29 protein-coding genes are annotated in these 24,002 nt (G+C 64.8%); 16 read left to right on the top strand and 13 right to left on the bottom strand.

Features of this window, described 5'->3' with window-relative positions; genetic code table 11:
• Positions 1–45 precede the first annotated feature (45 nt).
• From OE747_RS04005 to OE747_RS03995, 3 genes are read right to left on the bottom strand one after another with little or no spacing between them, the layout of a single operon-like run.
• The gene (locus tag OE747_RS04005; protein WP_263827313.1) at positions 46–645 is read right to left on the bottom strand and encodes a MotE family protein; all 600 of its coding nucleotides are present in this window, start codon (positions 643–645) and stop codon (positions 46–48) included.
• Positions 642–1,082: a hypothetical protein gene (locus OE747_RS04000; protein WP_263827312.1), complete on the bottom strand. Its 441-nt coding sequence runs from the start codon at positions 1,080–1,082 to the stop codon at positions 642–644. The genes OE747_RS04005 and OE747_RS04000 overlap by 4 nt, the downstream gene beginning before the upstream one ends.
• Before the next feature lie 9 nt (positions 1,083–1,091).
• On the bottom strand, positions 1,092–1,598 hold the full coding sequence (locus OE747_RS03995; protein WP_263827311.1) for a flagellar basal body-associated FliL family protein: 507 nt from the start codon (positions 1,596–1,598) through the stop codon (positions 1,092–1,094).
• Between the two features lie 118 nt (positions 1,599–1,716).
• Here OE747_RS03995 and fliF point away from each other — a divergent pair, with 118 nt between their 5' ends.
• From fliF to fliP, 4 genes are read left to right on the top strand one after another with little or no spacing between them, the layout of a single operon-like run.
• Positions 1,717–3,324, top strand: a complete 1,608-nt coding sequence (gene fliF / locus OE747_RS03990; protein WP_263827310.1) for a flagellar basal-body MS-ring/collar protein FliF — start codon at positions 1,717–1,719, stop codon at positions 3,322–3,324.
• Positions 3,324–3,914 carry an ABC transporter ATP-binding protein gene (locus OE747_RS03985; protein ID WP_263827309.1) on the top strand — a complete coding sequence of 197 codons (591 nt, stop codon included), beginning with the start codon at positions 3,324–3,326 and terminating at the stop codon, positions 3,912–3,914. Before fliF ends, OE747_RS03985 begins: the two co-directional genes overlap by 1 nt.
• 1 nt (position 3,915) lies before the next feature.
• Positions 3,916–4,200, top strand: a complete 285-nt coding sequence (locus tag OE747_RS03980) for a FliM/FliN family flagellar motor C-terminal domain-containing protein (protein WP_263827308.1) — start codon at positions 3,916–3,918, stop codon at positions 4,198–4,200.
• Positions 4,197–4,946 (top strand): flagellar type III secretion system pore protein FliP, encoded by a 750-nt coding sequence (gene fliP / locus OE747_RS03975; RefSeq protein ID WP_263827307.1) that lies wholly within the window; start codon positions 4,197–4,199, stop codon positions 4,944–4,946. The genes OE747_RS03980 and fliP overlap by 4 nt, the downstream gene beginning before the upstream one ends.
• 226 nt (positions 4,947–5,172) lie before the next feature.
• On the opposite strand, the gene OE747_RS03970 is transcribed toward fliP, so the two are convergent.
• The 8 genes from OE747_RS03970 to OE747_RS03935 form a co-directional block, all read right to left on the bottom strand.
• Positions 5,173–6,273, bottom strand: coding sequence for a flagellar basal body P-ring protein FlgI (locus OE747_RS03970; protein WP_263827306.1), 1,101 nt, complete (start codon positions 6,271–6,273; stop codon positions 5,173–5,175).
• Positions 6,270–7,277: a flagellin gene (locus tag OE747_RS03965; RefSeq protein WP_263827305.1), complete on the bottom strand. Its 1,008-nt coding sequence runs from the start codon at positions 7,275–7,277 to the stop codon at positions 6,270–6,272. Before OE747_RS03965 ends, OE747_RS03970 begins: the two co-directional genes overlap by 4 nt.
• A 2-nt stretch (positions 7,278–7,279) precedes the next feature.
• Positions 7,280–8,731, bottom strand: coding sequence for a flagellar hook-associated protein FlgK (flgK, locus tag OE747_RS03960; protein WP_263827304.1), 1,452 nt, complete (start codon positions 8,729–8,731; stop codon positions 7,280–7,282).
• Between the two features lie 26 nt (positions 8,732–8,757).
• The gene (locus OE747_RS03955) at positions 8,758–10,053 is read right to left on the bottom strand and encodes a flagellar hook protein FlgE (RefSeq protein ID WP_263827303.1); all 1,296 of its coding nucleotides are present in this window, start codon (positions 10,051–10,053) and stop codon (positions 8,758–8,760) included.
• 90 nt (positions 10,054–10,143) lie between these two features.
• Complete coding sequence (locus OE747_RS03950) at positions 10,144–10,995, bottom strand: flagellar motor protein MotB (protein ID WP_263827302.1); 852 nt, start codon at positions 10,993–10,995, stop codon at positions 10,144–10,146.
• Between the two features lie 90 nt (positions 10,996–11,085).
• A complete protein-coding gene (locus tag OE747_RS03945) occupies positions 11,086–12,111 on the bottom strand; it encodes an ABC transporter substrate-binding protein (protein ID WP_263827301.1) in 1,026 nt (341 codons plus the stop codon).
• The gene (locus OE747_RS03940; RefSeq protein ID WP_263827300.1) at positions 12,081–13,463 is read right to left on the bottom strand and encodes a sensor histidine kinase; all 1,383 of its coding nucleotides are present in this window, start codon (positions 13,461–13,463) and stop codon (positions 12,081–12,083) included. The genes OE747_RS03945 and OE747_RS03940 overlap by 31 nt, the downstream gene beginning before the upstream one ends.
• Positions 13,460–14,125, bottom strand: coding sequence for a response regulator transcription factor (locus tag OE747_RS03935; RefSeq protein WP_263827299.1), 666 nt, complete (start codon positions 14,123–14,125; stop codon positions 13,460–13,462). Before OE747_RS03935 ends, OE747_RS03940 begins: the two co-directional genes overlap by 4 nt.
• A 107-nt stretch (positions 14,126–14,232) precedes the next feature.
• Between OE747_RS03935 and OE747_RS03930 the strand changes: the two genes are divergently transcribed.
• The 3 genes from OE747_RS03930 (at position 14,233) to OE747_RS03920 (ending at position 17,526) form a co-directional block, all read left to right on the top strand.
• Positions 14,233–15,213, top strand: coding sequence for a tripartite tricarboxylate transporter substrate binding protein (locus OE747_RS03930; RefSeq protein ID WP_263827298.1), 981 nt, complete (start codon positions 14,233–14,235; stop codon positions 15,211–15,213).
• A 299-nt stretch (positions 15,214–15,512) separates the two neighbouring features.
• Positions 15,513–16,007, top strand: a complete 495-nt coding sequence (locus OE747_RS03925; protein WP_263827297.1) for a tripartite tricarboxylate transporter TctB family protein — start codon at positions 15,513–15,515, stop codon at positions 16,005–16,007.
• 1 nt (position 16,008) lies between these two features.
• Complete coding sequence (locus tag OE747_RS03920; RefSeq protein WP_263827296.1) at positions 16,009–17,526, top strand: tripartite tricarboxylate transporter permease; 1,518 nt, start codon at positions 16,009–16,011, stop codon at positions 17,524–17,526.
• 30 nt (positions 17,527–17,556) lie between these two features.
• On the opposite strand, the gene OE747_RS03915 is transcribed toward OE747_RS03920, so the two are convergent.
• Positions 17,557–18,894 carry a FliI/YscN family ATPase gene (locus OE747_RS03915; RefSeq protein ID WP_263827295.1) on the bottom strand — a complete coding sequence of 446 codons (1,338 nt, stop codon included), beginning with the start codon at positions 18,892–18,894 and terminating at the stop codon, positions 17,557–17,559.
• Positions 18,895–18,981: 87 nt separating this feature from the next.
• On the opposite strand from OE747_RS03915, the gene OE747_RS03910 reads away from it, so the two are divergent.
• Genes OE747_RS03910 through OE747_RS03870 form a run of 9 tightly spaced genes read left to right on the top strand, consistent with a single transcriptional unit; the run spans position 18,982 to position 23,574 of the window.
• Complete coding sequence (locus OE747_RS03910; RefSeq protein WP_263827294.1) at positions 18,982–19,371, top strand: FlgB family protein; 390 nt, start codon at positions 18,982–18,984, stop codon at positions 19,369–19,371.
• A 12-nt stretch (positions 19,372–19,383) separates the two neighbouring features.
• Positions 19,384–19,776, top strand: a complete 393-nt coding sequence (flgC, locus tag OE747_RS03905) for a flagellar basal body rod protein FlgC (RefSeq protein WP_263827293.1) — start codon at positions 19,384–19,386, stop codon at positions 19,774–19,776.
• 26 nt (positions 19,777–19,802) lie between these two features.
• Positions 19,803–20,093: a flagellar hook-basal body complex protein FliE gene (fliE, locus tag OE747_RS03900; protein ID WP_263386632.1), complete on the top strand. Its 291-nt coding sequence runs from the start codon at positions 19,803–19,805 to the stop codon at positions 20,091–20,093.
• A 3-nt stretch (positions 20,094–20,096) separates the two neighbouring features.
• Positions 20,097–20,369: a flagellar biosynthetic protein FliQ gene (locus tag OE747_RS03895; RefSeq protein WP_263827292.1), complete on the top strand. Its 273-nt coding sequence runs from the start codon at positions 20,097–20,099 to the stop codon at positions 20,367–20,369.
• The gene (locus OE747_RS03890) at positions 20,369–21,082 is read left to right on the top strand and encodes a flagellar hook-basal body complex protein (protein ID WP_263827291.1); all 714 of its coding nucleotides are present in this window, start codon (positions 20,369–20,371) and stop codon (positions 21,080–21,082) included. The genes OE747_RS03895 and OE747_RS03890 overlap by 1 nt, the downstream gene beginning before the upstream one ends.
• 21 nt (positions 21,083–21,103) lie before the next feature.
• Positions 21,104–21,889 carry a flagellar basal-body rod protein FlgG gene (gene flgG / locus OE747_RS03885; protein ID WP_263827290.1) on the top strand — a complete coding sequence of 262 codons (786 nt, stop codon included), beginning with the start codon at positions 21,104–21,106 and terminating at the stop codon, positions 21,887–21,889.
• Positions 21,889–22,305: a flagellar basal body P-ring formation chaperone FlgA gene (gene flgA, locus OE747_RS03880; RefSeq protein WP_263827289.1), complete on the top strand. Its 417-nt coding sequence runs from the start codon at positions 21,889–21,891 to the stop codon at positions 22,303–22,305. Before flgG ends, flgA begins: the two co-directional genes overlap by 1 nt.
• Positions 22,305–23,042 carry a flagellar basal body L-ring protein FlgH gene (gene flgH / locus OE747_RS03875; protein WP_263827288.1) on the top strand — a complete coding sequence of 246 codons (738 nt, stop codon included), beginning with the start codon at positions 22,305–22,307 and terminating at the stop codon, positions 23,040–23,042. The genes flgA and flgH overlap by 1 nt, the downstream gene beginning before the upstream one ends.
• A gap of 10 nt (positions 23,043–23,052) precedes the next feature.
• Positions 23,053–23,574: a flagellar basal body-associated FliL family protein gene (locus tag OE747_RS03870; protein ID WP_263827287.1), complete on the top strand. Its 522-nt coding sequence runs from the start codon at positions 23,053–23,055 to the stop codon at positions 23,572–23,574.
• Between the two features lie 29 nt (positions 23,575–23,603).
• On the opposite strand, the gene OE747_RS03865 is transcribed toward OE747_RS03870, so the two are convergent.
• Positions 23,604–24,002 (bottom strand): hypothetical protein, encoded by a 399-nt coding sequence (locus tag OE747_RS03865; protein WP_263827286.1) that lies wholly within the window; start codon positions 24,000–24,002, stop codon positions 23,604–23,606.

The raw sequence follows: 24,002 nt of genomic DNA, 5'->3' as shown, positions 1-24,002 counted from the left end.
CCAAACCCTTTGTGACTCAAACAGCAGAGTCCTAATTTCCGGTTTTCATTCCTTGGGAACCGATGCATTTCTGCCTGCCAGAACCACACTGATCGTATAGGCGGCCTTGGGACTGAGACCGGCCATCACGGCGGCGGCCAATTCGGGCTGCATCCGGGCCAGGAACCCGGCGGCAAAGGTCGGGTCCATTTCCTCGAACAGCGCGGCCGCGTCCTTGGGCTTCATCTTTTCGTAGACATCGGTCAGGCGGCTCAGGTCGCCTTCGGCCGCGACGCTGGCCTTGGCCAGCGTATCGCTCAGCGTCTGTTCGGCGGCGCTCAGTTCTGCCAGTTTCCGGTCGATCGCGGTCTCGGCGATCTCGAGCGCCCGCATGCGTTCCATGACATGGGATTCGCGCGCGTCCAAATCCTGTTCCCGTTGGCGCAAGGTAACCAGCAACTGGTGCAAATCGGGGTCCGAGGGCGCTTGACCGCTTTTTTCGGGCTTTGCCTGGGCGGCTTGCTCGGGCTCGCTGCCCCGGGCAAAGGCTGGCCCGGCCTCAAGCACGATCCGGATCGCGGCCGAGCCGATCATCAGCAAGGAAATCAGCAGCAAGGCACCGCCCCGCACGCGCGCGGCGGCGGCGGGTTTCGTGGCCGTGCTCATGAGCCCGCTCCGCCCGGGTTGCGTTCGTGCCGCATGAACATCACACCCTGCGGTGGGGGCGCCGATTGCCTGGACTGCTGGGCAGGCGGCGTCTTGGGTTCTTCGCGAACAACCTCGTGCATCTCCTGCGGCGGGCTTGCCGGGGCGGCCTGTGGCGTCAGGTCATGCATCGAGGCCATCATCAGTTCCAGCCGCTGCGCGACCGATTCCGCGCGCGTGGTCAGATCCTTGAGCGCCGTGCCCGAGTTGTCCGAGGTCTGCCGCGCCACGGTCAGGGTCTTGTTCAACTCGTCCACCTGCGCCGACAGGACCGCCACCGCGCCGCCGACCCCCTTTTCCAGGTCGTTGAATTTCTTCAGGCGCCGCGCCAGCACGAAACAATAAAGCCCGGCCCCGAGTGCGCCCGCCACCAGAAGAATATCCGCAATCAGTTCCACATTTTTCTCCTAGTTCAGCACGAATTCCATGATCAGCACGTCGGTGATCCGCCCTTCGCCAGCCACGATGTTGATCCGGCGTTGCATGTGCCCCCTGAGCCGGGGAAGTGACAAAGGGCCGTCCAGGTCAGAAACCTCGACCGCCCGCAGATAGCTGTTGAGGACGTCGACGATTCTCGGGCGAATCTTTTCGACATCGGCGATATAGGCCTCGTTCACCTCGAGCTGAGCGTGAAACCGCAGATGCCGTTGTTCGCCGCCGCTTGCGAGCGAGACCATGATGGGCTGGAGATCGACATAACCCACATTGGGCAGCGCTGCGGGTGTGCCGTGATCGTCCTGTGCCGGGGCGTCGTGGGTCGCGTGCTGGGCATGCCCGCCCAGTGGAATCAGCCCCGACACCGTCGCGAAGTAGCCGCCGCCAGCCCCGGCGATTGCCAGCACAAGACCCACGATCAGCCCTTTCTTGCCGGATTTCTTCTCCGGTTCGATCGCGTCGGCGGTTGCGTCAGCCATGTCACTCTCCAGCTTGGTTCGCCTACTGGAATACCCCGTCAGGAACTAACCGATTGTTAAGGCCAATCAGGGAAACAGAAGAGGCGCCGCGCAGAAGGTCGGCAGGACGGAGGACTACGTGCAGCAGATTAGAACGGTCTGGGCAAATCTTGACAGAAAGAGCCAGCTTGTGGTCGCGGGGGCCGCGCTGGCGGTGTTCCTCGGCGTGCTCGGCTTGTCGAGATTCGCCGCGACCCCGAACATGCAGCTTTTGTATGCGGGGCTGGAGAACGGTTCGGCGGGTGAGGTCGTGCGGTCGCTGGAACAGCAGGGCATCCCGTATGAGGTGCGCGGCGGGTCGATCTATGTGCCGTCCGACCGCCGCGACGAGCTGCGCCTGACACTGGCATCCGAGGGGCTGCCGGCGAACGGCGGGCGGGGCTATGAGCTGCTTGATTCGCTGAGCGGCTTTGGCACCACGTCGCAGATGTTCGACGCCGCCTATTGGCGCGCCAAGGAGGGGGAACTGGCCCGCACCATCGTGGCGAGCCCCCATATCGCGCAGGCGCGCGTTCATATCGCCAACGGGTCGGCCAACCCGTTTCAGCGCATGATCGAGCCGACGGCCTCGGTCTCGATCGTGCCGTCGGGCGGGCAGATCAGCCCGGCACAGGCCAATGCGGTACGCTATCTGGTGGCCTCGGCAGTGTCGGGGATGACGGCGGACAGCGTGACAGTGATCGATTCGAACGGCAGCGTGATCGGGACCCAGGAAACCGGCGGCGCCAGCACCACGGAGGATCGTGCGCAACAGATGCGCGAACGGGTGCTGCGGCTGGTCGAGGCGCGGGTCGGTCGCGGCAATGCGATTGTCGAGATCAGTATCGACACGGTGACCGAGACCGAATCGATCCGCGAGCGCCGGTTCGATCCAAACGGCCGCGTGGCGATCAGCACCGATGTCGAGGAGCGCTCGGATGCCTCGAAGAACCTCTCGTCCGAGGTCACGATCGCCTCGAACCTGCCGGACGGAGACGGAGCCGCGGGTGACGAATCCAACTCATCGGCCAGTTCGACACGCGAACGGGTGAACTATGAAGTCTCGGAAATGGAAACGGAAATTCACCGTGTCCCCGGCGCGATCAAGCGGCTGACGGTCGCGGTTCTGGTCAACGGGCTGCGCACGACCGGCGCCGATGGTGCGGCGGCGTTTGAGCCCAGGTCCGACGAGGAACTGAACGCGCTGCGCGAACTGGTGCAATCCGCGGTCGGTTTTGAAAGCGGGCGTGGCGATGTGATCACGCTCAAGTCGATGGACCTGCCCAATCTCGAACCGCAGGGCACGCTGGCCAGCAGTTCGCTGTTGCAGGGCCTGTCCCTGGACCTGATGTCGCTGATCCAGATGGCGACCCTGGCCCTGGTCACCCTGGTTCTGGCCTTGTTCGTGGTCCGGCCGATCCTGACCCGGCCAGCCGCTGCGCCAAACCTGCTGTCCGGGCCCGCGCCCGGGGCACGCGCGTCGGCGCCCGTGCCGGCGCTCACCGGAGAGATTCAGGAGGATGGGGTGGGCGGCCAAGCGGCCAGCGGTCTGACCGTGGGGCAGACCGGCGCGGCGCTGCCGGCGCTGCCGGGGGGGCAGGGGACGGCCGCTGTGGATCGTCTGCGCGCGATGATCGGCGACAAGCAGGAAGAGACTGTCGAAATCCTGCGCAGCTGGCTGGATGAAAACAACGGGGAGAAGGTCTGATGTCGATTGCTCACCTGCTTGAGGATTTCGAGATTAATCTGATGGATCCGGCTCTGGTCCGGCTGATCGACGAGGACGGGCTGGAGGAAATCCGGCTGACTGCCTTCGAAGAGGGTTATTCGGCCGGATGGGATGACGCCGTGCAGGCCCGAACCGAGGACAATGGCCGTATCACCGCCGCGCTGGCGCGCAACCTCGAGGATCTGTCCTTTACCTATAACGAGGCGTTGACGCAGATGTCGCTCTCGCTGGAGCCGATGTTTGCAAGCCTGATGTCCACGGTGCTGCCGGGGACCATGGACAAGAGTTTCACGCATCACATCGTCGAGCAGCTCAAGTCCATGGCGCAGGATCAGGTGGCGCAGCCGGCGTTGCTCATCGTGCCCTCGGGCGTTGGCGCAGTGCTGAAACCGGTGCTGGATCAGGAGTTCTCCTTTCCGGTTCAGTTGGTCGAAGAGGCATCCCTGCCGGATGGGCAGGCCTGTTTGCGGATCGGCACGCAGGAACGTGATGTCGATTGTTCGTCGATCCTGACCTCCATTTCGGAGGCGATGGAATCCTTCCTTTATCAGGCAAAAGAGGTGTCCTGACATGCGTGAGCCGACACAATCTGGCGAACCCAAGAACCCGTTCAATTCCGTCCCGATTGAGATTACCGTGTCGGTCGGGCGTGCCCGCCCGCTGATCCGGGATCTGATCGGGTTGGGCGAAAACGCGGTGCTGACCCTGGACAAACGGGTCGAGGACCCGGTGGAACTCTATGTTGGCGACCGCCTTGTTGCACGCGGGCAGCTCGAAGAGCTGACCGGCGACCAGGCCGGCCAATTGGCGGTCCGCCTGACTGAAATCTCGGATCTTTCGAACGGTCTGGGATGAGACGCACCCCCTTCCGGGCGGCTGTGGCCGGATTGACGCTGGGACTGGTTCTGGTCGCGTCTGGGCCCGCCCTGGCGCAGGAGATCTCTGTCTCGTTTGGAGAGGGCGGTTCGGTCTCGGCGCGGACCATCCAGCTGATCGTGCTGGTCACGGTGTTGAGCCTGGCCCCGGGGCTGGCGATCATGATCACCTGTTTCCCCTTGCTGGTCACCGTACTTGGCATCTTGCGGCAAGGGATCGGCCTGCAACAGTCGCCGCCGAACATGCTGATCGTCAGCCTGGCGCTGTTCCTGACCTACTTCGTGATGGAACCCGTCTTTGCCGAGGCCTGGGCCAGCGGGATCGCGCCGATGCTGCGCGAGGAACTTACAGTAGAGCCCGCGATGGAACGGGCCTTGCAGCCCTTTCGCGTTTTTATGGCCGGCCGGCTGGACGCCGATACGTTTCTGGCCATGGCGGTGCTGCGACCAGGGGGCGAGGGGCTGACGCCTGTGCCGGAGGCACCGCTGTCGGTTCTTATCCCATCGTTCATGCTGTCCGAGGTCGCCCGCGCCTTTCAGATCGGGTTCCTGGTGTTCTTGCCGTTCCTGATCATCGACCTTGTCGTTGCGGCGGTGCTGATGTCGATGGGCATGATGATGGTGCCGCCGGCAACCGTGGCGCTGCCGTTCAAGCTGGCCTTCTTTGTCCTGGCGGATGGCTGGTCTCTGATCGCCAGCGCCCTGGTGCGCGGATACATGGGCTGAGCACCCGGGAGACCAGGCGCGCCCGGTCGGTCAGCGTTGTCATCGCACCCACGTGTTGCCACGAATACAGAGCATCAAACGAGCGCTTGTTGCGCTCAATGGTACATTCGCGGTGTGTCTGACCGGTCGCGAGGGGCAGGGCAAGTATCGCCAACCTGTGATCTGAAAGGCGTCCCGCGGAGGGGGCCTGCGCCTTCATGTGGCGCGGGCCGTTCGACAGGCTGCCTCAGCGCACCACGAACTCGGCATGCAGCGCCCCGGCGGCCTTGATCGTCTTGAGTATGTCGATCATGTCGTGCGGCGAGACGCCCAAGGCGTTCAGCCCGGCCACGACATCCGAAAGCGAGGCGCTTTCCGGCACTTCGGCGAGCTTGATGCCGGGGCCTTGTTCGATCTCGGCCGTGGTGCGCGGCACCACGACCGTGTCGCCATCGGCAAAGGGGTTGGGTTGTACCGCGATCGGGGTTTCTTCGACCCGCAATGTCAGGCTGCCCTGCGACACCGCCACGCGCGAGATCCGCACATCCGCACCCATCACGATGGTGCCCGAGCGCTGGTCGACGACCACGCGCGCCTTGCGTTCCGGCTCGACCAGGATGTTCTCGATCCGGCCGATCGCATGCGCGGTCGAACGGGCGCGGGTGGCCGTGATATCCAGCTCCACCGTGCCTGAATCGCGCATCACCGCGACCCGCGCGTTGAAGGTGGCGTTGACCGCGGCCTCGATCCGGCCAGCGGTGGTGAAATCGGGTTCGCGCAGGGCCAGACGCAATTGCGTGAGCGAGGCGAGATCAAATTCTATCTCGCGTTCGATCCGCGCACCCGAGGGGATCACCCCGGCGGTGGGGACTCCGCGCACCACCGAGGCCGCCTCACCCTCGGCCGAGGCGCCCCCGGCCAGCACCGTGCCTTGCGCCACGGCATAGATCTGGCCGTCGGCGGCATTCAGCGGGGTCATGATCAGGGTTCCGCCCAACAGGCTTTTCGAATCGCCGATGGCCGAAACGGTGACATCGATCTGGCTGCCGGCGCGGGCAAAGGGCGGCAGGCTGGCGGTGACGAACACTGCCGCCACGTTCTTGGGGCGGAACTCTTCTCCGGTGACGTTGACACCCAGCCTTTCCAGGATGGTCGACATGATCTCTTCGGTGAAAGGCGCGTTGCGCAACCCGTCGCCGGTGCCATTGAGACCGACAACCAGCCCGTACCCGACCAGGTCGTTGCCGCGCACCCCGTCGAATTCTACGAGATCTTTCAGGCGGACCGCCCCGGCCTGGGCAAGCGCGGGGAGCATGAGGAGACACAGGAGGAGACGGAGCAGGGTCATCGCAGGAAATTCACCAGGGTCAGGCGCGAATTGCGCACGGTTGTCGTGTAGAGGCTTTCGAGCTGGAACTGCACCGCCTCGAGCCGGATCGCGGTCTCGTAGGGGTCGGCGCCGATCAGCTCACCGCGCGCCAGATCCAGACTGGTCCGGGCCATGGAATTGCCGGTCCGGGCCTTTTCGATCCGGGACTGGGCATCGCCGACCTCGGCCTGAAGTTCGACCAGGCGGTCACGCGTTCCCAGCAGCCCGGTACCGGCCGCCTGAAAAATCGCGTTTCTGCCGGTGCTGTCGAGCGACAGGGCCGGATCGTTCGCCAAGGCCGCAACCGCGGCGAGCATCAGTCCTTCGCGAAACACCGGGTCGTCGGCGCGGCGGTCAAGAGCGATCTCGTCGTTTTCCGACACCCGAACCGGGCTTCGGGACTGGTCCGACCCGGTGTAGATCGCGGCCTGGAATCCGGCCGGGTCGTCGAACCAGTCGCGCGCCGCCTGAAGCATGTCGGCGGGCGTGGATTGGCCGGACACCGCCGTGCGCAGTTCGCTCAGCAAGGTGTCGGCATCCCGCAACGGCGACTGATCTTCGGCAACGCCCGCAAACAGCGACCGGCCGGCGAGCGATGTGTTGAGCGCCGAGATCATGGTATCGAGAGCCGACCGGGCCTTGACCGCCGCCTGGGTATGGCTGACGGCCTGGTTCGACAGCGAAACCGAGAGCAGCGAGTCGGACAGATCCGTGGCTGCGGTGTTGACGGTTTCGAGGCTGGCCTGGGTCGCGTCGGCCAGCAAGCCGGTTTCGGCGGCGGCGGTCGACAGCGCGTGCAGTCGCTTGAGCGACCGGTCCATGTCGGCGAGATGCGAGAAGTCGCCGCGCAACCGACCTGTGACATCGGCGACCTGGCCCGAGCTCAGCTCTTGCGTCAGCGTGTCGATCTGCATCCGGATGCGGGTGCCCTGGCTGCGCAGCATCAGGTTTTGCGCCAGATCGCCTATCGAGTTCAAGGACATGGTTACAACCTCAGCAGGGTGTCCATCAGTTCGGACACGGTTTCGATGACCCGCGCATTGGCGGCATAGGCCTGTTCGACCTGCATCAGGGTCCGAAGTTCGACATCGGTATCGACCCCTTGCTGCAACTCGATCCGGTGCATTTCGGCCTGGCTGGCGGTGGCAAAGGTCAGCCGTTCGGTCGCCCGGCTGGCGTTCTGCGATACCGAAGACAGCAGGGCGGCGCCAAGATCGGCGGCGGTCATGTCAGCGGTGCCAAACACCGCACCAGCGACGGGGCGCTGGGTCGTCAGCGCCTGATGAAAGGCCTTTATCTGGGTGGCGTCGCCGGGCGCGCCGGGTTGGGTCGCGCCTAAACCGTCGCGCAGACGCCAGGACTGGCCGCCCCGCGCCGGATCGACAGCGGCGTTCACCTCCAGCCGTCCGGCCAGCCCGACTTCGCCGGTGGACGAAAACCGCGCCCCGTTGTCGGTGAGAAGACCCGGATCGCCGGGTCCGGCGGTTGGATCCAGCCCGGGCGCCTCGAACCGCTCGATCAGGTCGCGGGCGATGGAATCGAGCCCCTTTTGTGCGTCGACCGCAAGCGTGTCGCGCACCTCGAAGGCGGCGGCCAGGGTGCCGCCCGCGATTGGCGCGCCGGTGCCGGCGGTGCGGATCGGTGATCCGTTGAACTGCAAGCCGGACAGCAGACCGTTCTCCACCGTCATATGCGGCATGGCTTGCGGCGTCTGCGCAAACGAGAATTGTCCGGCCTTGCCGTCGAGCAGGATCGCGCCGCCGTCGGTGAACAGCGCGACGCTGCCATGATCGCGGCTGACCACGTTGACCGGCACCATCGTGTTGACCTCGTCGATCAGCCGTTGGCGCTGGTCGAGCAGCGCCGAGGTATCGCCGCCGGAGAGTTTGGTGGTCTGCACGCGGCCGTTGATCTCTTCGATATCCTTGAGCACCAGGTTCAGCCGGTCGACCTGCTGGCCGATGCTGCGGTCGGCGCCGATGCGGGCGGTGCGCAGCCCGTCCGAGGCCCGGTTCAGCGCCTGGGTCACATCGACGGCGGCGCCGACGGCTGCATCCAGCCGCACCTGGGCGCCTGGATTGCTGGCGGCCGCGATCAGGCTGCTTTCGAACTCGGCCATCAGGTTGGGGATCGAATTGGGATCGTCCACCCCACCGACCAGCCGGGCCATTTCCCCGTGGAACCGAGAGACGGTATCGGCATTGCCCTGAAGGGCGTCGGCGCCGCGCCGGTTGGCGACCAGAACCGGATCGGTATGCCGGGTGATCCCGGCAACCCGAACACCGGTTCCGTTGACGATGTTTCCGGTCAGTTCCAGCGAGCGGCGGGCATATCCGGGGGTCAGCGCATTGGCGATATTGTCGGCAACAAGACCCGAAGCGCGGCTGGCGGCGCTCAGGCCGGTGAGCGCGGTGTTCAGCGCGGTGGAGATGGTCATGGGAGGCCTCCGCTCTCAGGGCGCGATCAGCGCTTGATATTGGTGGTTTCCTGCAACATCTCATCGACCGTCTGGATCACCTTGGCGCTTGAGGAATAGGCGCGCTGGGTCTGGATCATCGCGGTCAGTTCGGTTGCGACATCGGTGGTCGATTCCTCGCGCGCGAAAGACACCAGATCGCCGGTCGGCCCATCGCCCGCATCCCACAGGAAATAGGTGCCGCTGTCGCGTGAGGGCGCATAGGTCTGGCTGTCCAGCGCGACCAAACCGTTGGGATTGGGCATGTCGACCAGCGGGATCTGGAATACCCGTCGGCTGACACCGGTATCGAAGAAGGCATAGACATAGCCGTTTTCATCGACCTCGACCCGGCTCATGGTGCCGACCGCATTGCCGTCCTTGGTGATCGAAACCGGTGCAAACGTATCCGACAGCTGCGTGATCCCGTCCGCGGCGCCGATCTGCCCGACGTTGATTTCCATCGGCCCGCCAGCCACGTTGATCACCATGCTGCCGGTCGCGGGATCATAGGCGCCACCGGTGGTGGCGGTCACCGATTGCAGGGTACCGCCCGAGGTGCGGCTGTCGTCGAATACCAGGGTATATTCCCCGACAATGGCGCCGCCCGAGCCGGTATCGCGCAGGATCATCGTCCATTCGTTGCTGGTGCCGGTCGCGGGGACGGTCGGTATCAGCTCGATCTGCACATTCTCGGACTTGCCCAGGTTGTCGAAATACTCGACCGAGAGCGGCTGGGTCTCGCCCGCCGATCCCGCCTCGGTCGCGGTTGCGGGCAGGTTCATCCGCAGCACCATTTCCGTTGTGGGCGAGCCGGAGAGCTGATTGACGCTGAGCTGCACCGGTTCCAGCCCGTCCGAGGTGTCGCGCGGCAGGTTCGGGATAGAGCCATCCGCATTGGCCCGCCATCCCATCAGGACCAGGCCGGATTCGGTGACCAGATACCCTTGCTCATTGGCGCGGAACGAGCCGGTCGTGGTCAGCATCATCTCTTGCGTCCCCACCGAAAGTTGCGAACTGCGCATCACCGGCAACATGCCGCGCCCCCGCACCGCAAGATCGGTGGAATTGCCCGTCGAGACCAGCGAGCCGCGCTGGTCGATCAGGCGCTGGTTGGTCGTGCGCACCCCACCCGCCGAATAGGTGCCCCTGCCGCTGGCGTTGACCATCGCATGGAAATCCGTTTCCACGCGCTTGTACCCGAAGGTGGACGAATTCGCGATATTGTCCGAAATCGTCGCCAGGCGGCTGGCATTGGCGGTCAGCGCCGCGACCCCGGCATTGAGCGAAGATGAAATGGTCATGGACACGCCTTTCTGCTGCATCTCGGAAAAAACCTGATGCAACAGCTAGCGCACGACCGCTTAACACCGTTCTAACGTCTAAAATGCCGTCTATCCCGGGGGCGAGACACTGCGCAGAAAGGTCACCTCGATCCTGTCATTGCGCGCGGCCATCGGGTTGCGGTCGGTCAATTTACGGTCGGCATATCCGGTAACACGCTGAATTCGCTCAGGCTTCAGGCCCTGACCCTCGAAAAGGACGCGGGTACGCTCTGCCCGTGCGGTCGACAGTTCCCAAACCGGATTTCGGGCCAGGACCACCGGGTGCGCGCGGATATGACCGCCCACCGCAATTCCGTTGGTGACCATGCCCGAGGCGCGAACGATAACGTTTGCGAGGTCCTTCATCAGCGCGGTCGGCCGGTCCGTGCCCGGTTCGAACAGGGGCGATTCGTCAGTCGAGAACAGTTCGACGATCAGGCCCTCGTCGGTGACCCGGGTGACGATATGCTTGCGCAGCTGCTCACTGACCAGGCTTTCGCCGCCGCGCCCCTGAAGCACCGCCTCGAGTGTCTTGAACTCTTCGAACGGCGCCCGGTCGCCGCCCTGCCGGTCGACCCCGGTCGATCCGCGCGAGCGTTCGGCATCGGCGCGCCTGCGGTTCACCCCGCCGGTGCCATTGGTCACCAGCGTGTTTTCCGAGAACATGCTGTCGCCGCCGAATGATCCGTCGCCGCCACCGGACACCGGGTTGACCGGTATCGCATCGGAAAAGTAATCGGCCAGGCCCTTGCGTTGTTTTTCTGTTGTCGCGTTCAGCAGCCACATCAACATGAAGAAAGCCATCATGGCGGTCACGAAGTCGGCATAAGCCACCTTCCATGCGCCGCCGTGGTGGCCATCGCCACCACCCGATTTCTTCCTCTTGATGATGATTGGCGCCGCATTGGAATGCGCACCCATCTCCACCACCTTCCTATTCACCCAACTACCGGGATACCAAGGCAGGCGTTAAGGGATGCATAACATGTAAAACTCTAGAGAAAACGGCGGTCAGTCCTGCTTTACGGCATCGCCCCATTCGGTGAGGAAGCGATCCCGCTTCAACGTGTCGAGAAACACCAGCAGCCCGGGGCCCAGCTGGATCGGGCGCAGGGTGGCCCCCAGCGCCCGGACGCTTTGCGGGGGATCCTGAAACGGGTATTCGGGCGCGGGCGGCACCGACCAGGCGGCGGCGATCAGATGATCGGTGAAGGCGCCCGCCAGTTCCGGCTCGGTCGCACCCTTCAGGATCACCGCCGTGCGCATCATCATGTTGGTGTATTCCTCGGGCTCGATCACCAGGATGCGGTCGGCCAGGTCGCGCCGGGCGCGGGCATAGCTGCCCAGCACGTTATAGGCCACGTCGATCTGGCCATTGGCCACGGCCTCGATCATCTCGCCCGAGCAGCAATAGAGTTTCACCCGCAGGCTGCCCAGAACCTCCATCAGCCGCCAGAAGCTTTCGGCGGTGCGCGCGTCCTGGGTGGCAAAGAGATAGCCCAGGCCGCTGACCGCCACGTCATAGGTGCCGACCCGGTCGCGGAAGCGGTCGGGGTCGCGGCGCAGCAGGTCGATCAACTCTTGCCGCGTGCGCGGCGGGGTGACGCCGGAAAACGCGCTGCGCGAGATCACGATGGCGGCGGTTTCCTGGGAGAAGGCAAACACATGGTCGCGCCAGTTGGCCCAGTCGGGCACCATCGGTGTCCAGGCCGACCGGTGCGCGCGGGTGAACCCGTCATTGGCCAGCTTGACCTGAAGGTCCATGGCCGAGGACAACGTCATGTCGAACCGCGCGCCCTCGTCCGCAATAGCCTGCATCACCTGGGCGCTGCTGGCCACGGTATAGTCGATGGCGACACCGGGCCGGGCGCGCAGAAAGCTGTCGATCAGCGGCTGCAGGATGTCGATATCGGTGGTCGACAATACGCGCAGAACCCGGCCCTCGGTCGGGCCGAACTGCTCGCGCCCCTCGATCTCAAAGGCCGCGGCGGCCCAGGCCCAGAGGATCAGGCAGAGGGAAAGACCAGCGTGACGCATGCTCCGGCTCCGTCTTCGGTGTTTCTTATTTCCAGCCGACCGCCATGGGCCTCGGCCACTTCGCGAGCGATGGTCAGGCCCAGACCCGAGCCCACGGTGCCCTCGGCGTTGCGGCCGCGCACGAACCGTTCGGTCAGATGATCAAGCTGGTCGGTCGGGAACCCGCCGGCCTGATCGCAGATGGTGACTGTATGCATCCCGCTTTCGGTGTTCAGCCCGATCTGGACCAGGCTTTCGTCCGGGGCGTATTTGATCGCGTTGTCGAGCAGGTTGCGCACCGCGTTCTGCACCAGGATCGGATCGCCCAGGATCGGATGCGGCGTAGTCTGCTCCAGCACAAGGTCGATATCCTTGAGATCGGCCACCGGGCGCAGGCGATCCACCAGTTCGGCCACCAGTTCGGTCAGGTCGACCGGGCTGCGCTCCAGACTGTCGACCCGGAAGCTGACCATGGCATGGTCCAGCAATTGTCCGGCGGCGCGCGAGCTCTCGTCGATGGCGCGGATCATCTCGCGCAGGGCGGTACGGTTTTCCGGCCGCTCAACGCGGTGCAGCGTGTTCTCGGCCTGGCTGCGCACCGTGGCCAGCGGCGTACGCACGCGATGCGCGGCCTCGGCGATGAAATCCTCGGACCGGGACAGCGACAGGCGCAGCCGCTCGATGAAACTGTTGAGGGAAGAGACAAGCGGCGCCATTTCCGAGGGCACCGGGCGGGTCACCGGGCGCAGATCCTTGGGCCCGCGACGCGCCACCATTCCGGCAAGATCGCGCAGCGGCCGGATCGAGGATTGCGCCGCCCAGACCGCCAGCAGAACCGCGACCACGAAAAACCCTGCCCCCAGCAACAGCGCGGTGCGCGACAGGGCGTTCAGCCGCTCGACCTGGCCGGTGCGTGTCTGCGCCACCGAAATGGCAAGATGGGTTGGCACACCGTTCCGCGACAACCGCCGCACTGCTGTTGCCATGCGCACGCTTTCCCCCTTGAAATCCAGTGTCTGGAACAGCGGGTCATCATCGCCTGGCAGCGGCTCGGGCAACGGCAGATCGGCATAGCCGGTCAGGGTCTCTTGCCCCAGCACCACCCGATAGAACACCCGGTCGTCGCTGACATTGCTGAGCATCGACAGCGCGGCATAGGGCAGATCTACGGTCACCTCGCCCGAGCGGACCGAGACCGCGTCCATGATCGAGGTGGCCGAGGCCAGCAGGATACGGTCATGGGTTTCTTCGGCCAGGTCGCGGGTAAAGGTCTGGACGATGACAAAGAGCAGCGCGGCAAGGATTGCCGCACTGCCGACCAGTTGCAGGGTCAGCCGCCGCCGGATCGAGCCGCTGAGGTGGACGCCGCTCATGCCAGCTGTATCCGGTAGCCCAGGCCGCGGACGGTGACGATCTCGACCCCGGAACCGGCGATCTTCTTCCGCAGCCTGCCGACATAGACCTCGATGGCGTTTTCCGAGACATCCTCGTCATAGGAAAACAGCCGGTCGACCAATCGTGCCTTGGAGAAGATCTGGTCGGGGGCGGCAAGGAACGTTTCGAGCAGGCGCAGCTCCTTGTTGCGCAGCGCGACCGGCTGATCCGCCACTTCGAGCGTACCGGCCAGCGGGTCGAAGGTGAGCGCGCCCAGCCGCTTCTGATTCGACGACCTGCCGCCACGACGGCGCAGAATGGCCCGGCAGCGAGCTTCGAGTTCGGAAAAATCAAAGGGTTTTGTCAGATAGTCGTCGGCGCCCAGATCCAGCACGCCAACCCGGTCCGATACTTCGGACCGCGCGGTCAGCACGATCACAGGCGTTTCGTTCTGACCGTCGCGATGCGCCTTGAGAAAGCTGCGGCCGTCGCCGTCCGGTAACATAATATCCAGCAAAATCAGATCGTAATCCGTTGTGATCACAAATGATTCGGCAGTGTCGATATCGGCGGCATGATCGGCGACATGCCCGTCCAGACGCAGCCGGTCAAGGATGGCCGCCGCCAGGCTCTGATTGTCTTCGACCAGCAGAAATCGCATCCGTCCCCCTCCTCTGCGACCTTGCCCGCGACAGGTTGGTGTCAGCTTGGCATGGCTTTCCTTTCACATGGGCGACCGAAACTCGCTTTGTCAAACGGGAGGACAAGATGACGAAACTGAACCTGACCCGCCGGGTCATGATGGCCGCCGCGTCGGCGGCATTTGCCTTTTCCACGCCGGCTCTCGCCGAACCGGTGGTCGACAGCATCCATTTCCTCGTCCCCGGCGGCGCTGGTGGCGGCTGGGACGGCACAGCGCGCGGCACCGGAGAGGCCCTGACCGCAGCGGGTCTGGTCGGTACCGCCAGCTATGAAAACATGTCCGGCGGCGGCGGCGGCAAGGCAATCGGCTACCTGATCGAAAACGCCGCCTCGAACCACGGCACGCTGATGGTCAACTCGACCCCGATCATCATCCGCTCGCTGACCGGCGTCTTTCCGCAGAACTTCCGTGACCTGACGCTGGTCGCCGGAACCATCGGCGACTACGCCGCCATCGTGGTGGGCAAGGACAGCCCGGTGAACTCGATGAGCGACCTGCTCGCCGCCTATGACGCCGACCCGAGCGGCACCGCCATCGGTGGCGGTTCGGTACCCGGTGGCATGGATCACCTGGTGGCCGCGATGGTGATGGAGGCCGCGGGCAAGGACGCGCTGGCGGTGAAATACATCCCCTATGACGCGGGCGGCAAGGCGATGGCGGCGCTGCTCTCGGGCGAGATCGCGGCGCTCAGCACCGGTTTCTCCGAAGCGATCGACCTGGCCAATGCAGGCGAGGTCAAGATCATCGGCGTCACCTCGGATGACCGGGTCGCCGCCTATCCCGACGCGGCAACGATGAAGGAGCAGGGGATCGACACCACCTTTGTCAACTGGCGCGGTTTCTTTGGCGCCCCTGGCCTGCCAGAGGACCGGCTTGCCGCCTATCAGGACGTGATTGCCAAGATGTACAATACCCCCGAATGGGAAGCGGTGCGCGCCCGCAACGGTTGGGTCAACATCCACAACAGCGGCGACGATTTCCGCGCCTTCCTGGAAAAGCAGGAACAGCAGATCGGCGACCTGATGCGCAAGCTGGGGTTCCTGTAATCCAAAGGTGCGGCTGTGCCGCGCTCGTTTGTGATGTGCGAGGGTTCCACCCTCGCGCTCCCGGGATATTTGAAGCAAGAGGAAGGGGAGAGCGCCCGGCCCTCCCCTCCGCCGAAGAAGCATAACCTTCCCCTTGCACGGTCATCGGCTTCCCAGCCTGTACCGTGAACCAAGCCTGCGGGATCAAGGTTAATATCATCTTTCCTCTTGCTGAAAATATCCCGGGGGAGTCGCCCGGCACGGGCGGCGGGGGCAGCGCCCCCATCACGGCCTCAACCCAACACACCCCGGAGGATCTTATGGCACTCGACCGCTGGATCGCGCTGGTCATCCTGATGATCTGCCTTGCCTATGGCTATGCCGCCTTCTTCACCATGGACGCGGGCCTTGCCCCGTTCATGAAACGCAACCCGATCTGGCCCAGCACCTTTCCCAAGATCCTGTCGGTCCTGTCGGTTCTGACCGCCTTGTCGATCCTGCTGGGGCTGGAGAAGGGCGCGGCCGATCCCAAGCCGATGGACATCAACTATCGCCGTCTGACCGATTACAAGCTGGGGCAGGCCCTAGCGCTGCTGGGCCTGATGGTGGCCTATGCGCTGCTGCTCCGGCCGCTGGGTTTCCTGCTCTCGACGATTGGGTTCCTGAGCGTCGGCGCCGTGATCCTGGGCGAGCGGCGGTTCCATATCCTGCTGCCGGTGGCCGCGGCTGCTGCGGGCATCGTGTGGTACCTGGTGCAGGTCGTGCTGGGGATCTTCCTCAGCCCCTGGCCGGTTTTCCTGACCAACGGAGGCTGACATGCTCGAAGGTATCCTGATCGGTCTGGGCACCGCCTTTTCGATCACAAACATCCTCATGGTCATTGGCGGCTGCCTGATCGGCACGTTCATCGGCATGTTGCCGGGGCTGGGGCCGATGTCGATCATCGCCATCATGATCCCGGTCGCCATCTCCATCGGCGACCCGTCGGCGGCGCTGATCCTGCTGGCAGGCGTCTATTACGGTGCGATCTTTGGCGGATCGACCTCGTCGATCCTGATCAACGCGCCCGGCGTCGCCTCGACCGTGGCGACCAGTTTCGACGGTTATCCGCTGGCGCGGCAGGGCAAGGCCGGCAAGGCGCTGACCGTGGCCGCGATCTCCAGCTTTTGCGGTGGCACCATCGGGGCGATCCTGCTCATGGTGTTCGCGCCCGCGCTGGCCTCGGTCGCGCTGCTGTTTCATTCGGCCGAGTATTTCGCGCTGATGGTGGTGGGGCTCAGCGCCATTGCCGCCTTTGCCGGATCCGGTCAGGTGGGCAAGGCACTGTTGATGACGCTGTTGGGTCTGATCATGGCCACGGTGGGCGAGGGCGCGCTGTTCAACATGCCGCGTTTCACCATGGGCATTATGGACCTGCAATCGGGCTTTGGTTTCATCACCCTGGCCATGGCCATGTTCGCTTTGCCCGAGGCGATCTATCTCGTGCTCGATCCCTCCCGCTCGGCCCAGGGGGGCGAGGGCGGCGAGATCAAGGACCTGCGCATCACCCGGGACGAGGCGCGCACCATCGCGCCGGTGATCGGACGGCAGTCGATCCAGGGGTTCCTGATCGGCGTGCTGCCGGGCGCGGGCGCGACGATCGCCAGTTTCCTCGGCTATGCGGTCGAGCGCAACATCGCCACCAAGGAAGAGCAGGAGGAATTCGGCAAGGGCTCGCTCAAGGGGCTGGCAGCGCCGGAAACCGCCAATAACGCGGCCTGCACGGGCTCTTTCGTGCCGCTCTTGACGCTGGGTATTCCCGGTTCGGGCACCACGGCGATCCTGTTGGGCGCGCTGATTGCACTGAACGTCACGCCGGGGCCGCGGCTGATGCTGGACGATCCGCAGATCTTTTGGGCGGTGATCATCTCGATGTATCTGGGCAACCTGATCCTGTTGATCCTGAACCTGCCGCTGATCCCCTATATCGCCAAGGTTCTGGCGGTGCCGCGCACCTTCCTGATCCCGTTCATCCTGTTCTTTACCCTGATGGGGGCCTATATCGGCCAGAACAACGCGACCGAGTTGCTGATCCTTGTCGGTCTTGGCGTCTGTGCCACCGTGCTGCGCTTTGCCGATTATCCGCTGGCGCCTCTGCTGATCGGGTTCATCCTGGGCTCGATGCTGGAAAACAACTTTGCCCGCGCATTGCAGCTCTATGACGGGTTGGGGTTCATTCTGGAACGGCCGATGACGCTGGGCCTTCTGGCGCTTGCGGTCATCCTCGTGGTGCTGCCCAGCTATCGCGCCCGCCGCGCGCGGCTCAGGGCCGAGGGTGTGGCGGACGCCGATTGAGACAGACAGGCCCCGGCACGCCGGGGCCTGTCACTTTCTGGGTCCGGATTTGGCCCGGCGCAGGATCAGTTGCAGGCGCGAGAAACTGTGCTCGATCCCCTGCGGGTCGGCCCGGGCCAGAAAACTGTCCAGCTCCGGCCAGAGCCGGACCGCCTGATCCAGCAGCGGATCCGACCCTTCGGCATAAAGCCCGGCCTTGATCATCACCTCGGACTGTTCATAGGCGCCCAACAGGCGCCGCGCCTCGGTGATCAGCTCGTTCTGTTCGGGCGTCGCGGCGGCAGGCAGGCTGCGCGAGACCGAGCGTCCCACGTCGATGGCCGGAAAGCGGCCGCGCTCGGCGATCTCGCGGCTCAGCACGATATGCCCGTCCAGAACGCCGCGCAGGATGTCGGCCACGGGTTCATCCATGTCCGACCCGGCCACCAGCACGCTGAACACGCCGGTAATGTCGCCCTGTTTCGCGGTGCCCGGCCCGGCGCGTTCGCACAGGCCCGTGATCAGCGGTGTCACCGAGGGCGGATAGCCGCGCAGCGCCGGCGCCTCGCCCATGGCGGCCGAGATCTCGCGATGCGCCTCGGCGAAACGGGTGATCGAATCGGCGAGGAACAGCACGTTCAGCCCCTCGTCGCGCAGGGCCTCGGCAACGCTCATCGCGGCCCAGGCGCAGCGGCGGCGCACCAGTGCCGACTGGTCCGAGGTGGCGGCCACCACCACCGAGCGCGCCATGCCGTCGCGACCCAGCGCCTTGTCGACAAACTCGTTCACCTCGCGCCCGCGTTCGCCGATCAGGGCCACCACCACCGCATCCGCCTGCATCGACCGCGCCAGTGACGCCATCAGGCTGGATTTGCCCACGCCCGAGCCCGCGAATAGGCCGACCCGCTGGCCGCGCACGATGGGCAAGAGCGTGTTGAGCGCCGACAGCCCGGTCGCCATCCGGGCGCCCATCGGTTTGCGCTGCACCGCAGGCGGCGGCGCGGCCATCAGATCGCGCGTCTTGCCCCCGCGCAGCAGGGGCCGACCATCGAGCGGCCGACCGAACGGGTCGATGACCCGGCCCAGCCAGTGTCGGCCGGGCGAGAATGCGGGGATCTGGTGCAGCACCACCCGGTTGCCCATCGCCACGCCCTCGGGCGCGCCGTCGGGCAGCATGTTCACGATCCCATCCTCGACCTGCAACACCTCGCCCCACAAGGCGGCGCCAAAATTGCGCTTCAGCTCCAGCCGGTCGCCGATCTGCGCCCGGCTGGAGAGACCTTGGATGCGGATCGCCCCGCGCGCCACACCGGTGACCCGGCCCACATGCCGGACCAGGCTGAGATCGTCGAAAGCCGCCCTCAGGGCGCGCAGATCGGGTGCCGTCATCTGGGGTCTCCTTGCTGTTCCCTGACAACGGTTTCTAAACGAATCGGGGTTAAGCCTTGATTGAAATTGATCGAGGGAGAAGCCCCGATGTTCTCGGACTTGAACGTCTTTAAGATGGCGTACGCCATGGCAACACATGCGGGTCAGCGACAGGCGGTCGTGGCGCGCAACATGGCCAATGCCGACACGCCCGGATACCGCGAACGCGACATCGCGGGCTTTGCCGAAAGCTACGCCGGAACCGATGCAAGGCGCCCTATGACCGCGACGCGCGCCGGTCACCTGAACGGCGCCGGGCCGACGGGCCAGAGTTGGGAAAGCTTCGAAACCGACGCACCCGGCGATCCCAACGGCAACAATGTCAGCATCGAAGACCAGATGCTCAAGGCGGTCGAGGTCAAGCGCCAGCATGACCGCGCGCTGGCGATCTACAAATCCTCGCTGAACATCCTGCGCGTCGGCCTGGGCCGGGCCTAAGGAGATGTCGAGATGAGCGAATTTTCCAAATCCCTTTCCGTTACCGCCAGCGCGCTCACCGCCCAGGCCACCCGCCTGCGGCATGTGTCCGAGAATATCTCGAACGCCGACACGCCGGGGTACCGGCGCAAGACGGTCCCGTTCGAGACCGCCCACGATCGTGACCAGGGCACCGATCTGGTGCGCACCGGCCGGGTAAAGCTCGACCGGCGCGACCTGCCCGACATTTTCGACCCCTCGCATCCGATGGCCGATGACACCGGGCATTACAAAGGGTCGAATGTCGATCTGATGATCGAGATCGCCGACGCCCGCGAGGCCCAGCGCAGCTATGAGGCCAATCTGAAGCTATTCGATCAGGCACGGCAGATGTCATCGGGCCTGATGGATCTTCTCCGCAAGTAACGACTGAAACCAGAAGGACAGCCAGAATGGATATCCGCTCCCTTTCCGCCGCGCAGGCTTATGCCTCGGCGCGCCCCGCCACCCAGGCCGACCCCGCCACGGAAACTGCGTCACAAGGGCTGCGCAACACCTTCCGTGACTTTGCCGCCACCCTGCAACACAGCGAAGATACCGCCAAGGCGGCGATGATCGGCCAGGCCGATCCGCATGCGCTGGTACAGGCGCTGGCACAGTCGGAACTGGCGGTGGAAACCGCGGTCACCGTACGTAACAAGGTGGTCGAGGCCTATCAGGAAATCCTGAGGATGCCGGTCTGAGCCATGATGACCGAGGGTCTGTTCTTTGACACGGTGCGGCAGGGGCTGTGGATCGCGGTAATTACCTCGTTCCCAATCCTCGCGGTCGCGCTGGTCACCGGGGTCGCGGTGGGCCTGTTCCAGGCCCTGACCTCGATCCAGGAAATGACCCTGACCTTTGTGCCGAAACTGGCGGCCATCGTCGCCGTCTTCTGGATCTCGATGGGGTTCATGGCGCAGACGCTGGTCAACTACTTCACCACCACGCTGATACCGCTGATCGCAGGAGGGTTCTGATGGACGCCGCAAGCTATTCGATCCTGTCCCGGCAGACCGGTCTGATGAACGAGACCCGGGTCATCGCCAACAATATCGCCAACGCCGCCACCGCCGGATACCGGCAAGAGGGGCTGGTATTCTCCGAGTTCATTCGCGGCGGGCTGGGCGACACATCCCTGTCGATGGCGCGCGGCCAGGTTCGCAACACCTCGCAGCAGCAGGGGGTGTTGTCCCAGACCAACGGCGATTTCGACCTGGCGATCGAGGGGGATGGGTTTTTCCTGCTCGAGACACCCGGCGGTGACCGTCTGACGCGGGCGGGTACCTTTGTTCCCAATGCGCAGGGGGATCTGGTCAATCCCGATGGCTACCGGTTGATGGATGCCAATGGCGCGTCGATCTTCGTGCCACCGGATATCGACGGGATCAAGGTCGGTGCCGACGGCACCATCAGCGGCGGTGGCCGCCTGCTGGGTCAGATCGGGCTTTACCAGCCGGTGGAGGCCACCGGGCTGATCCGCGAGGGCGGGGTGATGTTCCGCTCCGAGGCGGGAGTGGAGCCGTCCGAGGGCGCGACCATCCTGCAAGGGTTTCTCGAAGGCTCGAACGTGGATGCCATCGACCAGATGACCCGGATGATCGAGATCCAGCGCGCCTATGAACTTGGCCAGAGCTTTCTTGAAACCGAAGACCAACGCATTCGCAACGCCGTCGACACGCTGTTGCGCTGATCCAGACAAGAGGAGCCTGACATGCGCGCCCTGAAAATCGCCGCCACCGGCATGACCGCCCAGCAGATGCGGGTCGAGACCATCTCGAACAACCTCGCGAACATGAACACCACCGGCTACAACGCGCGGCGGGCCGAGTTTGCCGACCTGCATTACCAGCAGGTGTCGCGCGCGGGCACGGTGAACGCCGCTGACGGCACCGTGCTGCCGACCGGCGTGCAACTGGGGCTGGGGGTGCGCCCGGCAGCGGTGACCGTGCACCTGCAACAGGGCGCGCTGTCGGCGACCGGCAACGATCTGGATCTGGCGATCGAAGGGCGCGGCTATCTCGAGGTGACGCTGCCCTCCGGGCAGTCGGCCTATACCCGCGATGGGGCGCTGAAACGCTCGGCCGAGGGGCTGGTGGTCACCTCCGAAGGTTACGCCGTGGCGCCCGAGATCACCATTCCGACCGATGCGCGTTCGCTGTCGATCAATGCCGGGGGCGAGGTCTATGCCTATTTCGACGATACCGCCGAAGGGCAGCTCCTGGGCCAGATCACGCTGGTGAGCTTTGCCAATGCCAAGGGGCTCGAGGCGGTTGGCGGCAACCTGTTCAAGGAAACCGAGGCTTCGGGCAATCCGATTGTCGGCAACCCCGGAGAGGATGGCATGGGCACCTTGCGGCAAGGCTATCTGGAGGACAGTTCCGTCGACGCCGTGCGCGAGGTGACCGAGCTGATCGAGGCGCAGCGCGGCTACGAGATGAATGCCAAGGTGATTTCGGCGGTGGACCAGATGATGAGCGTCACCACTCAGGTGCGCTGATGCGCGCGCTGGCCCTGGCCCTGGCGCTCTGCCTGCCACAGGCGGCGATGGCCGAGATCCTGGTGCCGTCGCGCACCATCCGTGCCAAAGCGATCATCGGTCCCGAGGATCTGGTGCTGAAATCGGTGGAGATGGCCGGGGTCTATGCCGATCCCTCCGAGGTGATCGGGCAAGAGGCACGGGTCGCCCTCTATCCCGGTCGGCCGATCCGGTACGACGATATCGGCCCGCCCGCCATCGTCGACCGCAACGACCTGGTCACGCTCTATTTCGATCGTGGTTCGCTGGTCATCTCGACCGAAGGCCGCGCCCTGGGGCGCGGGGCCGCGGGCGATGTGATCCGGGTCATGAACCTGAGTTCCCGAACCACCGTCAGCGGGCAGATCCGCCCGGACGGCTCCATCGAGGTGAAATGATGCTCCACTCCCGCCCTGTTCCGTGCCTGATCACCCTTGCCCTGATCCTGTCCGCCTGCGGGCGTGCCGACCATCTGGGCAAGGCGCCGAGTTTCACGCCCAATACCGAGTCGCCCGAACAGGTGGCAATGCTCTGGCCCGGTCTGCCGCTCTATACCCAGCCGCAGCGCACCGTCGACCGCGCCTCGCTGTGGAGCGGCGGGCAGAGCTCGCTCTTGGGTGACCAGCGGGCGATGAAAAAGGGCGATATCCTGACCGTGGTGATCGAGATCGACGAAAAGGCCGAGATCTCGAACGACACCAACCGCTCGCGCTCGGGCTCCGAGAGCCTGTCGGTGCCCGGCCTCTTCGGCCTGCCGCAGCGGATCGACGAACACCTGCCCGAAGGCGCCTCGCTGGACGAGGCGGTGGCGGTTGATTCCAGCAGCGCCTCGGGCGGCCGCGGCTCGGTCAAGCGCAAGGAAAAGCTGACCCTGCGGGTCGCGGCCACGGTGGTGGACGTGCTGCCCAACGGGGTCCTGTCGATCTCCGGCTCGCAAGAGCTGCGGGTGAATTTCGAACTGCGCGAACTTCTGGTGTCGGGTTATGTCCGGCCCGAGGACATCTCGCGCCAGAACGAGATCACCTATGACAAGATCGCCTCGGCCCGGGTGTCCTATGGCGGGCGCGGCCAGATAACCGATGTCCAACAACCGCGCTATGGCCAGCAGGTGCTGGACATGGTCCTGCCGTTCTGAGGGGGGCGCAATGCTGGGTAAACTGCTTCCGGTACTGATGCTGGTCTTCGGGGTCGGCGCGGGGGTTGGCGCGGGCATCGCGCTGGGTCCCAAGGGATCCAGTTCCGATGACCAAGCCGAAACCGCAGCCAAGGCGCCAGCCAAGGACGGCCATGACAAGCCGGCGGGCGATCACGCCAGCAACAAAGGCGAGATCGCCGAGGCGAGCGGCAACGAGTATGTCAAGATGAGCAAGCCGTTTGTGGTGCCGCTGGTCAGCAATGACCGGGTTGCCGGGCTGGCTACCGTAACGCTCAGTCTCGAAGTGAGGACCGGGTTTTCGGACAATTTCTTTGCCAAGGAGCCCAAGCTGCGCGACGGGTTCCTGCGGGTGCTGTTCGATCATGCCAATATCGGCGGGTTCGATGGCGCCTTTACCCGGCCCGGCACGCTTGACCCGCTGCGCGTTGCACTGCGGGAATCGGCACAAATGGCCTTTGGCGACCAGATCGTCGAGGTGCTGATCGTGGATATCGCGCGGCAGGATTCCTGACGCCCCCGCGCCGGTGGTTTCCGCCGCGCTCAGACCCCGTCCGGGCTTGTGGCATGATCCGCACACAGGCTGTCCTGGAATCGCTTGCCGCGCGCCTGAAGCGTGTTGTTCCGATGGTGAAGCGCCAGCTCGGCAATCGCCTGTTTGCGCCCAAAGGCCAGCCGCAGCCCGTCCATCATCGACAGCCGTTTCGCCCGCGCGCGTGCCAGGCTCTGGTTCAGAGCCCGGCGCGTACGGGTTTCCCAGGCCTGCCACAGGATATCGGCGCCGACCGACCGGTAGTCGTGATCCGCCGCATCCCTTTCGCGCAAACCGGCCAGTTGTGCGTCAAGCCGGGCAAGTTGTGCCGCAATCCGGGCCTCCTCGGCCATCACCACGCGAATACGCTCGTATTCTCGCAGATAGAGCGCGTCGGCAGCTTGGCTCAT

The sequence above is a fragment of the Ruegeria aquimaris genome (assembly GCF_025751555.1).
Taxonomy (GTDB): domain Bacteria; phylum Pseudomonadota; class Alphaproteobacteria; order Rhodobacterales; family Rhodobacteraceae; genus Ruegeria_B; species Ruegeria_B aquimaris.
Note: the sequence above shows the minus strand (reverse complement) of the source record. Positions and strands in the feature narration are given on the sequence as shown.

Excerpts from the sequence above, each read along its gene's own strand:
- OE747_RS04005 (WP_263827313.1), bottom strand. The coding sequence starts at position 645 with ATGAGCACGGCCACGAAACCCGCCGCCGCCGCGCGCGTGCGGGGCGGT.
- OE747_RS03995 (WP_263827311.1), bottom strand. The coding sequence starts at position 1,598 with ATGGCTGACGCAACCGCCGACGCGATCGAACCGGAGAAGAAATCCGGC.
- OE747_RS03985 (WP_263827309.1), top strand. The coding sequence starts at position 3,324 with ATGTCGATTGCTCACCTGCTTGAGGATTTCGAGATTAATCTGATGGAT.
- OE747_RS03980 (WP_263827308.1), top strand. The coding sequence starts at position 3,916 with ATGCGTGAGCCGACACAATCTGGCGAACCCAAGAACCCGTTCAATTCC.
- fliP (WP_263827307.1), top strand. The coding sequence starts at position 4,197 with ATGAGACGCACCCCCTTCCGGGCGGCTGTGGCCGGATTGACGCTGGGA.
- OE747_RS03970 (WP_263827306.1), bottom strand. The coding sequence starts at position 6,273 with ATGACCCTGCTCCGTCTCCTCCTGTGTCTCCTCATGCTCCCCGCGCTT.
- OE747_RS03965 (WP_263827305.1), bottom strand. The coding sequence starts at position 7,277 with ATGTCCTTGAACTCGATAGGCGATCTGGCGCAAAACCTGATGCTGCGC.
- flgK (WP_263827304.1), bottom strand. The coding sequence starts at position 8,731 with ATGACCATCTCCACCGCGCTGAACACCGCGCTCACCGGCCTGAGCGCC.
- OE747_RS03955 (WP_263827303.1), bottom strand. The coding sequence starts at position 10,053 with ATGACCATTTCATCTTCGCTCAATGCCGGGGTCGCGGCGCTGACCGCC.
- OE747_RS03950 (WP_263827302.1), bottom strand. The coding sequence starts at position 10,995 with ATGGGTGCGCATTCCAATGCGGCGCCAATCATCATCAAGAGGAAGAAA.
- OE747_RS03945 (WP_263827301.1), bottom strand. The coding sequence starts at position 12,111 with ATGCGTCACGCTGGTCTTTCCCTCTGCCTGATCCTCTGGGCCTGGGCC.
- OE747_RS03940 (WP_263827300.1), bottom strand. The coding sequence starts at position 13,463 with ATGAGCGGCGTCCACCTCAGCGGCTCGATCCGGCGGCGGCTGACCCTG.
- OE747_RS03935 (WP_263827299.1), bottom strand. The coding sequence starts at position 14,125 with ATGCGATTTCTGCTGGTCGAAGACAATCAGAGCCTGGCGGCGGCCATC.
- OE747_RS03930 (WP_263827298.1), top strand. The coding sequence starts at position 14,233 with ATGACGAAACTGAACCTGACCCGCCGGGTCATGATGGCCGCCGCGTCG.
- OE747_RS03925 (WP_263827297.1), top strand. The coding sequence starts at position 15,513 with ATGGCACTCGACCGCTGGATCGCGCTGGTCATCCTGATGATCTGCCTT.
- OE747_RS03920 (WP_263827296.1), top strand. The coding sequence starts at position 16,009 with ATGCTCGAAGGTATCCTGATCGGTCTGGGCACCGCCTTTTCGATCACA.
- OE747_RS03915 (WP_263827295.1), bottom strand. The coding sequence starts at position 18,894 with ATGACGGCACCCGATCTGCGCGCCCTGAGGGCGGCTTTCGACGATCTC.
- OE747_RS03910 (WP_263827294.1), top strand. The coding sequence starts at position 18,982 with ATGTTCTCGGACTTGAACGTCTTTAAGATGGCGTACGCCATGGCAACA.
- flgC (WP_263827293.1), top strand. The coding sequence starts at position 19,384 with ATGAGCGAATTTTCCAAATCCCTTTCCGTTACCGCCAGCGCGCTCACC.
- fliE (WP_263386632.1), top strand. The coding sequence starts at position 19,803 with ATGGATATCCGCTCCCTTTCCGCCGCGCAGGCTTATGCCTCGGCGCGC.
- OE747_RS03895 (WP_263827292.1), top strand. The coding sequence starts at position 20,097 with ATGATGACCGAGGGTCTGTTCTTTGACACGGTGCGGCAGGGGCTGTGG.
- OE747_RS03890 (WP_263827291.1), top strand. The coding sequence starts at position 20,369 with ATGGACGCCGCAAGCTATTCGATCCTGTCCCGGCAGACCGGTCTGATG.
- flgG (WP_263827290.1), top strand. The coding sequence starts at position 21,104 with ATGCGCGCCCTGAAAATCGCCGCCACCGGCATGACCGCCCAGCAGATG.
- flgA (WP_263827289.1), top strand. The coding sequence starts at position 21,889 with ATGCGCGCGCTGGCCCTGGCCCTGGCGCTCTGCCTGCCACAGGCGGCG.
- flgH (WP_263827288.1), top strand. The coding sequence starts at position 22,305 with ATGCTCCACTCCCGCCCTGTTCCGTGCCTGATCACCCTTGCCCTGATC.
- OE747_RS03870 (WP_263827287.1), top strand. The coding sequence starts at position 23,053 with ATGCTGGGTAAACTGCTTCCGGTACTGATGCTGGTCTTCGGGGTCGGC.
- OE747_RS03865 (WP_263827286.1), bottom strand. The coding sequence starts at position 24,002 with ATGAGCCAAGCTGCCGACGCGCTCTATCTGCGAGAATACGAGCGTATT.